Origin of the sequence: Micromonospora sp. NPDC049799 (genome assembly GCF_040656655.1) — a bacterium.
Taxonomy (GTDB): Bacteria; Actinomycetota; Actinomycetes; order Mycobacteriales; family Micromonosporaceae; genus Micromonospora.
In genome coordinates, this window is the sequence record NZ_JBFAMU010000238.1 from 1 (window position 1) to 7751 (window position 7751).

Annotated in this window: 6 protein-coding genes and 1 pseudogene; 2 read left to right on the forward strand and 5 right to left on the reverse strand. The window is 73.2% G+C overall.

Annotated features, from left to right (window positions below; translation table 11 throughout):
- The 4 genes from AB0I76_RS18165 to AB0I76_RS18180 form a co-directional block, all read right to left on the reverse strand.
- Positions 1-2114, reverse strand: a 2114-nt coding sequence (locus AB0I76_RS18165; RefSeq protein WP_357036459.1) for a transglycosylase domain-containing protein, incomplete at its 3' end; no start/stop codon positions are given.
- A 199-nt stretch (positions 2115-2313) separates the two neighbouring features.
- A complete protein-coding gene (locus AB0I76_RS18170; protein WP_357036462.1) occupies positions 2314-3108 on the reverse strand; it encodes a hypothetical protein in 795 nt (264 codons plus the stop codon).
- Positions 3109-3235: 127 nt separating this feature from the next.
- Positions 3236-4345 carry an SPFH domain-containing protein gene (locus AB0I76_RS18175; RefSeq protein WP_357036465.1) on the reverse strand — a complete coding sequence of 370 codons (1110 nt, stop codon included), beginning with the start codon at positions 4343-4345 and terminating at the stop codon, positions 3236-3238.
- A 4-nt stretch (positions 4346-4349) separates the two neighbouring features.
- On the reverse strand, positions 4350-4823 hold the full coding sequence (locus AB0I76_RS18180; protein ID WP_357036468.1) for an NfeD family protein: 474 nt from the start codon (positions 4821-4823) through the stop codon (positions 4350-4352).
- 84 nt (positions 4824-4907) lie between these two features.
- Between AB0I76_RS18180 and AB0I76_RS18185 the strand changes: the two genes are divergently transcribed.
- Positions 4908-6224: a serine hydrolase domain-containing protein gene (locus tag AB0I76_RS18185; protein WP_357036470.1), complete on the forward strand. Its 1317-nt coding sequence runs from the start codon at positions 4908-4910 to the stop codon at positions 6222-6224.
- 13 nt (positions 6225-6237) lie between these two features.
- Here the strand turns inward: AB0I76_RS18185 and AB0I76_RS18190 are convergent, their stop codons facing one another.
- The gene (locus tag AB0I76_RS18190; protein WP_357036473.1) at positions 6238-7053 is read right to left on the reverse strand and encodes a DUF3097 domain-containing protein; all 816 of its coding nucleotides are present in this window, start codon (positions 7051-7053) and stop codon (positions 6238-6240) included.
- A gap of 192 nt (positions 7054-7245) precedes the next feature.
- Here AB0I76_RS18190 and AB0I76_RS18195 point away from each other — a divergent pair.
- A pseudogene (locus AB0I76_RS18195) lies at positions 7246-7751 on the forward strand (hypothetical protein); the annotation flags it as partial.

Consider the following 7751-nt stretch of genomic DNA (forward strand, 5'->3'; position numbering starts at 1 on the left):
CGCTCCACCGGGCGGCGCGGCTCGCCGACCAGGTCCCGGCTGGGCACACCGAACGCCTGCTCCGGCTCGCCGTCGACGGCCGTGGCGATCATCCGGGCCACCGCGTCGATCACGCGGGCCTGCACGGGGCCGCCGACGGAGTCGGTCGAGTCGTCCGGGTTGGCCGCGATGGCGGCGACCGCGACCTGCGGGGTGAAGCCGACGAAGCTCTCCGCGCCGTTCTCCTCCGAGCTGCCCGTCTTGCCGGCCACCGGACGGCCGTCCAGGATCCGGTTCACCGACGTGGCGGTGCCGCCGTTGCACTGGCCGAACGCCGACTGCTGGCCGACCGGGCAGCGGGCCGCGTCGGTGGCGGCGCGGGCCACGTCGGCGTCGAGCACCCGCTCGCAGGACGGGTCGCCGACCGGCACCCGCGTACCGTCGGCGGCGGTGACCGACACCACCGGCAGCGGCGTACAGTACGTGCCCTCGGCGGCCACCGTCGCGTACGCGTTGGCGAGGTCCAGCGGGGTGGTGGCGGCCACGCCGAGGGTGAACGAACCCCAGTTCTCGGCGTTGTCCGCCGCGAAGGCGGCGTCGGCGTCGGCCCGGAAGGTGATGCCGAGGCGCTGCGCCATCTCCACCACCTTCTCCGGCCCGACCTGCTCGGCGAGCCACACGAAGTAGGTGTTCACCGAGCGGCCGAAGCCGTCCCACATCATCCGGTAGCCGTCCATCCACTCCGGGTTGGCGTTGACCGGGCACCAGCGGCCGTCGCAGCTGCCCTCGCCCTCGGCGGCGTACCGGGTGGGCAGCCGGCTCGGGGCGTCGAAACCGGTCGCGAGCGGCTTGCCGGCCTCCAGGGCGGCGAGCATGGTGAACAGCTTGAACGTGGAGCCGGCCTGGTAGCCGTCCACGCCGTCACCGCCGGAGATCAGCGGGTTGACGGTGTTCGGGTGGTTGGTCTGCCCGGCCGGGTTCGGCTCCAGGCTGTACTTCCGGTTGACGGCCATGGCGAGGACACGGCCGGTGCCCGGCTCCACGGCGGCGATCGGCAGGGCGCGCGCGTTGTCGTAGGAGTACACGCCGGTGGCCTGCTTCTGCGCGGTCGCCTGGACCTGCGGGTCCAGCGACGTGACCACGGTGTAGCCACCCCGCCGCAGCGCCTGCTCCCGCTCCTCGGCGGTGGCGCCGAACGCCGGCTGGGTCAGCCACCAGCTCCGCAGGTAGTCGCAGAAGAAGCCCCAGTCGTCGTGGCCGGACGCGACGGCCGTGCAGCCGTTGGGTTGGGGGGTGGGCCGCAGGGTGAGCTTCTCGGTCCTGGCCGCCGCCGCCTGTTCCGCGCTGACCGCCCCGGTCTCGACCATCGAGTCGAGGACGTACGCCCGCCGGTCCAGCGCCGCCTGCCGGTCACCGTCGATCGGGCTGTACGCCTCCGGCGACTGCACCAGACCGGCCAGCAGGGCCGACTCGGCGAGGGTGAGCTGGGCCGGGGCCTTGCCGAAGTAGCGCTGACTGGCCGCCGCGATCCCGTACGCGCCGGACCCGAAGTACGCGATGTTCAGGTACCGGTTGAGGATCTCGTCCTTGCCGAGGCGCTGCTCCAGCGCGGTCGCGTACCGGATCTCCTGGACCTTGCGCCCGACGGTCTGCTCGGTGGCCGCCGCGCGCTCCTCCGCGGTGCGTCCCGGGTCGGTCTTGAGCACGTTGCGGACGTACTGCATGGTCAGCGTCGAGCCGCCCTGCGCGGTCTCCCCACCGCGCACGTTGGCGACCAGCGCCCGGGCCAGGCCACGCAGGTCCGCGCCACCGTGGTCGTAGAACCGCCGGTCCTCGGCCGCCACGATCGCCTGCCGCATCACCGGGGCGATGTCCTCCAGCGGCACGTCGGTGCGGTTCACGTCGTAGAAGGTCGTGATCAGCGTCTTACCGTCGTTGGCGTAGAGGTAGGAGCGCTGGGGCGTGGCCGGGGTACGCAGCGCCTCGGGCAGTGCGGCGTACCCGCCGAGCGTCGCCCGCGCGGTGAATCCGAGCAGCAGGTTGCCCGGCAGCGCGGCGACCGCCAGGACGAGCCCGGCGAGCACGCCGGCGAGCAGCACGGTGAACAGCCGCGACAGCGGCGTACGGAGGGCCATGGTGCCCAAGGATTGCCACGAAAGCCGCCAACCGACCACCCCTGACGGTGACTGTCAGCAACTTCACGGCCCCCAACCAGCACTTTCCCACCCCCCCGCCCCCACCCCCACCGCCATCCCCACCGCACCCACCCGACTCGGGCTGTTGATCAAGGGGTTCGCGTCAGGATTCGCCCCGAAGTTGACGCAAACCCCTTGATCAACTGGGTGACGGGCGGCGGTCGGGGGTGGGGGTGGGGGTGGCGGCGAGGCTGGCGGCTGTCGCGTCGCGGATGATGTCGCCGGGGATCAGGCGGCCGGAGCGGTAGCCGATGCCGATACCGGCGATCAGGGCGAAGATCGCGCCGAAGGTCTGCAACGAGCCGACCAGCGCGCCGGCCAGGCCGAGCAGCGGAGCGGCGATCATGAGCATGGTGCCGTCGCCCATGCTGAACATGCCGGAGCGGGCCACCGCCCACCCGGTCAGCAGCCATCCCGCGCTGTAGAAGCCGGCACCCACCAGGACCAGCATCCGGGCGGTGGTGCCGAAGACCGGCGTCTGCTCCGCCAGGCCGGCGAACGGGAGCATGAGCACCGTTCCGGCGATGCTGGCCAGCAGGCCGGCGACCGCCGACCAGCGGCTGCGGGTCGCGGCCAGCAACCCGGTCAGCGCGAGTAGCGCCAGCAGGCCCAGCCAGACCGCCGCCACCCAGGCGATCAGGTAGATCGGCCGGCCGTCGGCCGGGTACGGGTCGGTCGCCACGCCGCCGTCGCTGGCCTTTGCCACGACGCCGTAGAGGACGGCGTACGCGGGCAGCAGCCACACCGCCCCCCGGGCGAGCCGGCGCAGCGACCAGGCCCAGCTCGCGTTGGTGGCCGGCGCGGCCGGCCCCGGCTCACCGATGAACGGCAGCACTCCGAACCCTCCGCCGGTACGCCGGGTCCCCAGCGGTCCGGCGGGGTCGTGCGCCCCGACCGGGGCCGAGGACCCTGCCCGCTTCGCCGGCTCCTTCATGCCTCACCTCGCCCGTCCCACGGGCGGCGCGGGACGCGCCGAGGCGCCCCGATGCCTGGTCACCGCCCGTCCTAGGACCGATGGTGGCAGGCGCCGGAGCGCCTCATGAGCGGTTCTCGTGTTTAGGTCAGCCCCGTTCGCGCTGGTCCGACGGGTCGGCCAGCAGGCTCGCCGGGGAGACCGGTTCCGGTGCCGGCAGCCCCTGCGGGGTCTTCCCGCCGGTGGCCTGCGCCTCGGCCACGCGTACCTCGTCGTGGATCTCCTGCGCGGCTGCCGCCGCCGCCTGCGCAGCCTCCGCGGCCTCGCGCTCGACCTGGCTCGCGTGATCGGCCGCCTCCGGCGCGGGGACGTCCCCCACCATCTGGCTCAGGCCGCCGAGCGCGCCGCCCATGCCCTCCAGGGCCTTGGTCAGCTCGGCCGGGACGATCCAGACCTTGTTGGCGCTGCCCTGGGCGATCTGCGGCAGCGCCTGCAGGTACTGGTAGGCGAGCACCTTCTGGCTCGGGTTCGCCTGGTGGATCGCGTCGAAGACCGTCCGGATCGCCTTCGCCTGACCCTCGGCCTGGAGGATCCGAGCCTGCCGGTCACCGTCGGCCCGCAGCACCGCGGACTGCTTCTCACCCTCGGCGGTGAGGATCTGCGACTGCTTGTGCCCCTCCGCGGTGAGGATCGCGGCCCGGCGGTCCCGCTCGGCGCGCATCTGCTTCTCCATCGAGTCGCGGATGCTGGCCGGCGGCTCGATCGCCTTGATCTCCACCCGGGTGACCTTGATGCCCCAGCGGCCGGTGGTCTCGTCCAGGACGCCGGAGAGGTGCCGGTTGATCTCCTCGCGGCTGGTCAGCGCCCGCTCCAGGTCCAACGAGCCGATCACGTTACGCAGCGTCGTGACGGTGAGCTGCTCGATCGCCTGGAGGAAGTTCGAGATCTCGTAGGTGGCCCGGACCGCGTCGACCACCTTGAAGTAGAGGACCGTGTCGATCGAGACCACCAGGTTGTCCGAGGTGATCACCGGCTGCGGCGGGAAGCTGACCACCTGCTCCCGCATGTCGACCTTGGTGCGCACCGCGTCGATGAACGGAACCAGGATGTTCAGCCCCGGGTTGAGGGTGCGCTTGTACTTGCCGAGCCGCTCGACGACGTCCTGGCGCTGCTGCGGCACGATCCGCACCGCCTTGGCCAGGGTGATCACCGCGATCAGCGCCACGGCTATCAGCAGGGCCGGGAGAATGAATTCCATCTGCTCACCTTTTCGCTTCGGGTAGGTCCCCGGACGGAGAAATGTCGTCCCGCCACACGAGCGCGGTGGCCCCTCGCACCTGGACCACCTGCACCCGTTCGCCGGGGGCGAAGGACTGGGTCGCGTCGTACGCGCGGGCCTGCCACAACTCGCCGTCGATCTTGACCATGCCCTGGTCGGTGCCGACCGGCTCCAGCACCAGCGCCGTGCTGCCCTCGATCGCCTCCACACCGAACGGCTGCTCGCCGCTCTCCACCGCCGACCGGCGGTGCCGGCGCAGCGTCGGACGGACACCCAGCACCGTCAGCACCGACACGATCGCGAAGACGATCGCCTGGACCTCGACCGGAGCGCCGAGCGCCGCGGCACCGGCGGCGGCGAACGCGCCGACCGCGAACATGATCAGGAACAGCGTCGTCGTGAAGAGCTCGGCAATCGCCAGCACCGCACCCAGAACGATCCACCACACCGCATCCACCACCTGATCGTGACACGCCGATGCACGCGTCATCGAATTGTCATGATCAGTACCCTCGGGTCACACCGTCACGAGGAGACAATCGTGCCCCTGCTGCCCGAAACCACCCGCCGGATCGACGACCTCGTCGCCCGGGCACAGGCCGCCGGCCGTACGCCGTCGCTGGTGCTGGGCGTGGTCCGTGACGGCACGGTGGCGCACCTCGCCACCGCCGGGGACCACCCCCGCCCGTACGGCGACCTCCAGTACCGACTCGGCTCGATCAGCAAGACGATGACCGCGACCCTGGTCATGCAGGAACGCGACGCCGGCCGCCTGTCCCTGGACGATCCCCTCGACGCGCACCTGCCCGGCACCGGCGTCGGCGCCCTGACCATCCGCCAGCTTCTCGGGCACGCCAGCGGGCTCCAACGGGAGCCCGGCGGCGACTGGTGGGAGCGGGCCGAGGGCGTCGACCTGGCCACGCTGCTCACCGGGGTCGGCACCGAGAAGATCGCATACCCGCCGCACCGGACGTACCACTACTCGAACCTGGCGTACGGGCTGCTCGGCGGCGTGCTGGAACGGATCACCGGCACGCCGTGGGGCGACCTGCTGACCGAGCGCGTCCTCGGCCCGCTGGGCATGCGTCGCACCACGTACGCGGCCTCCGAGCCCTTCGCCCGGGGCTACGTCGTGCATCCCTGGCACGAGACGCTGCGGGAGGAGCCCCGGACCGACACCGGGGCGATGGCCCCGGCCGGGCAGCTGTGGTCGACGATCGAGGACCTGGGCCGCTGGGCGGCCTTCCTCGCCGAACCCGACCCGCAGGTGCTGGCGGCGGAGACGCTGACCGAGATGTGCGCCCCGGTGGTCATCAGCGACCTGGACACGTGGACCGGCGGGCACGGCCTGGGGCTGGAGCTCTACCGGGAGGGCGAGCGGGTGTACGTCGGCCACGGCGGCTCGATGCCCGGCTACGTCGCCGCCCTGGCCGTGCACCGGCCCTCGCGCACCGCGACGGTCGCCTTCGCGAACGCGTACGGCTTCCGGGTCGGTCACATCGGCGGACTGGGCCGGGAGGCGCTGACCATGGTGCTGGACACCGAGCCGACGGCGGTCACGCCGTGGCGGCCGACGAGCGCGCCGCCGCCCGCCGACCTGGCTGACCTGACCGGCCGGTGGTGGTGGATGGGGGCGCCCCTCGACCTGGCATGGGACCGGGCCACCGGCGAACTGGTGGCGCACGTGCGGGGCGAGCGGGAGAGCCGTTTCGTCCCGAACGGGCCGGACCGCTGGCGCGGTCGTTCCGGCCCGGAGAACGGGGAGATCCTCACGGTGCTGCGCGACCCGGCCGGCACGGTGGTCGCGCTGGACATCGCGACGTTCGTGTTCACCCGCACCCCCGACCAGGAACCCTGACCGTACGGCGGCGTCAGCCCTGCGGTTCGGTGACGAAGTCGATCAGGCGTTCCATCGCGTTGATCAGCGGGGTCTCCACGTCGGCGAAGCTGTCGACCCGGGACAGGATGTGCCGCCACATGTCGGCGGGCGCGGCGACGCCGAGCGCGGCGCACACCCCCTCCTTCCACGGCCGGCCCGGCGGCACCACCGGCCACGCCGGGATGCCCAGCGCCGCCGGTTTCACCGCCTGCCACACGTCGACGTACGGATGCCCGGTGACCAGCACGTGCGCTGAGGTCACCCGCGCCACGATCCGGCTCTCCTTCGAACCGGGCACCAGGTGGTCGACGAGCACGCCGAGCCGCCGCGTCGGGCCGGGCGCGAAGTCGCGTACCTCCGCGTCGAGGGCGTCGATGCCGTCCAGCGGCTCCACCACCACGCCCTCGATGCGCAGGTCGTCGCCCCAGATGCGCTCGACCAGCGCGGCGTCGTGGACGCCCTCGACCCAGATCCGGCTGGCCTTCGCCACCTGGGCGCGGACGCCATCCACCGCGATCGAGCCGGAGGCCGTACGCCGGCGGGCGGCGGGGACCTGGGCGCGGGGCGGGCGGCGCAGGGTGACCGGCTGCCCGTCGAGCAGGAACGCCGCCGGCAGCAGCGGGAAGTTGCGCCGCCGCCCGTGCCGGTCCTCCAGCACCACCGCACCGGACTCGAACCCGACCACGGCGCCGCAGAACCCCGAGTCGGCGTCCTCGACCACCAGGTCCGGCTCGGCGTCCACCTCCGGGGTGACCTTCCGTCGCGGCCAGTTGCCCGCCAGCACGTCGTCCGCGTATCGCCCCGCCATGTCGATCACGCTAACCCCGTCCTCGTCGCGCCGCACCCAGCGCCACGCCGAGGACCGGCGCCGGCGTCACCGGCCGGCCCGGACATCGACCGGTGACCGGTCCTCGGAGGACGCACGGGGGCGAAACGGGCAGGCGACGCCGACGGAGCGGCAGTCGAGACAGGGGCGGCGGTGACCACGTACCCTTTCGGCATGTCCACCCCCGCAGCGGGCGCGGCGACGATCGCGCCGCGCCGGTCGAGCCGGTTCGTTGCCTGGGTGCGCGCGTGGCGCGCCGGGTTGGTGCCCTTCGACGAGGTCGCCGACGCCATCGCCGGCGACGAGGAGCACCTGGTCGCCGACGCGCCCGGCACCTGGACCGACGTACCGCTGCCGCAGGCGCTGCCCACCCTGGCCCGACTCTCGCCCGACGAGATCCGCCTGGTGCTGCCCGCACCGGGCGATCCCCGTGGGCTGCCCGGCCCCGGTGACTTCGCCGGCGCGGCGCTGCTCGCCGGTGAGGCCGTGGTCGCCGGCGGTCTCGGCCTGATCCCCGAGGTCCGCACCCACGTCTCCGGCTCCGGGGACGCCTTCGAGACCGTGCTGTGGCGGTTCTACCCGCTGCCCGCGGACGCCCCCGCGGCCTCCCGCATGCTGCCCGGGGCGGCGGAGGCGGAGGCGGAGCTGGCGGCCGCTCTCGCCGAGACCACCGCCGCGCT

Bases quoted from the DNA above. Each gene is read 5' to 3' on its own strand.
- AB0I76_RS18170 (WP_357036462.1), bottom strand. From the start codon at position 3,108: ATGAAGGAGCCGGCGAAGCGGGCAGGGTCCTCGGCCCCGGTCGGGGCG.
- AB0I76_RS18175 (WP_357036465.1), bottom strand. From the start codon at position 4,345: ATGGAATTCATTCTCCCGGCCCTGCTGATAGCCGTGGCGCTGATCGCG.
- AB0I76_RS18190 (WP_357036473.1), bottom strand. From the start codon at position 7,053: ATGGCGGGGCGATACGCGGACGACGTGCTGGCGGGCAACTGGCCGCGA.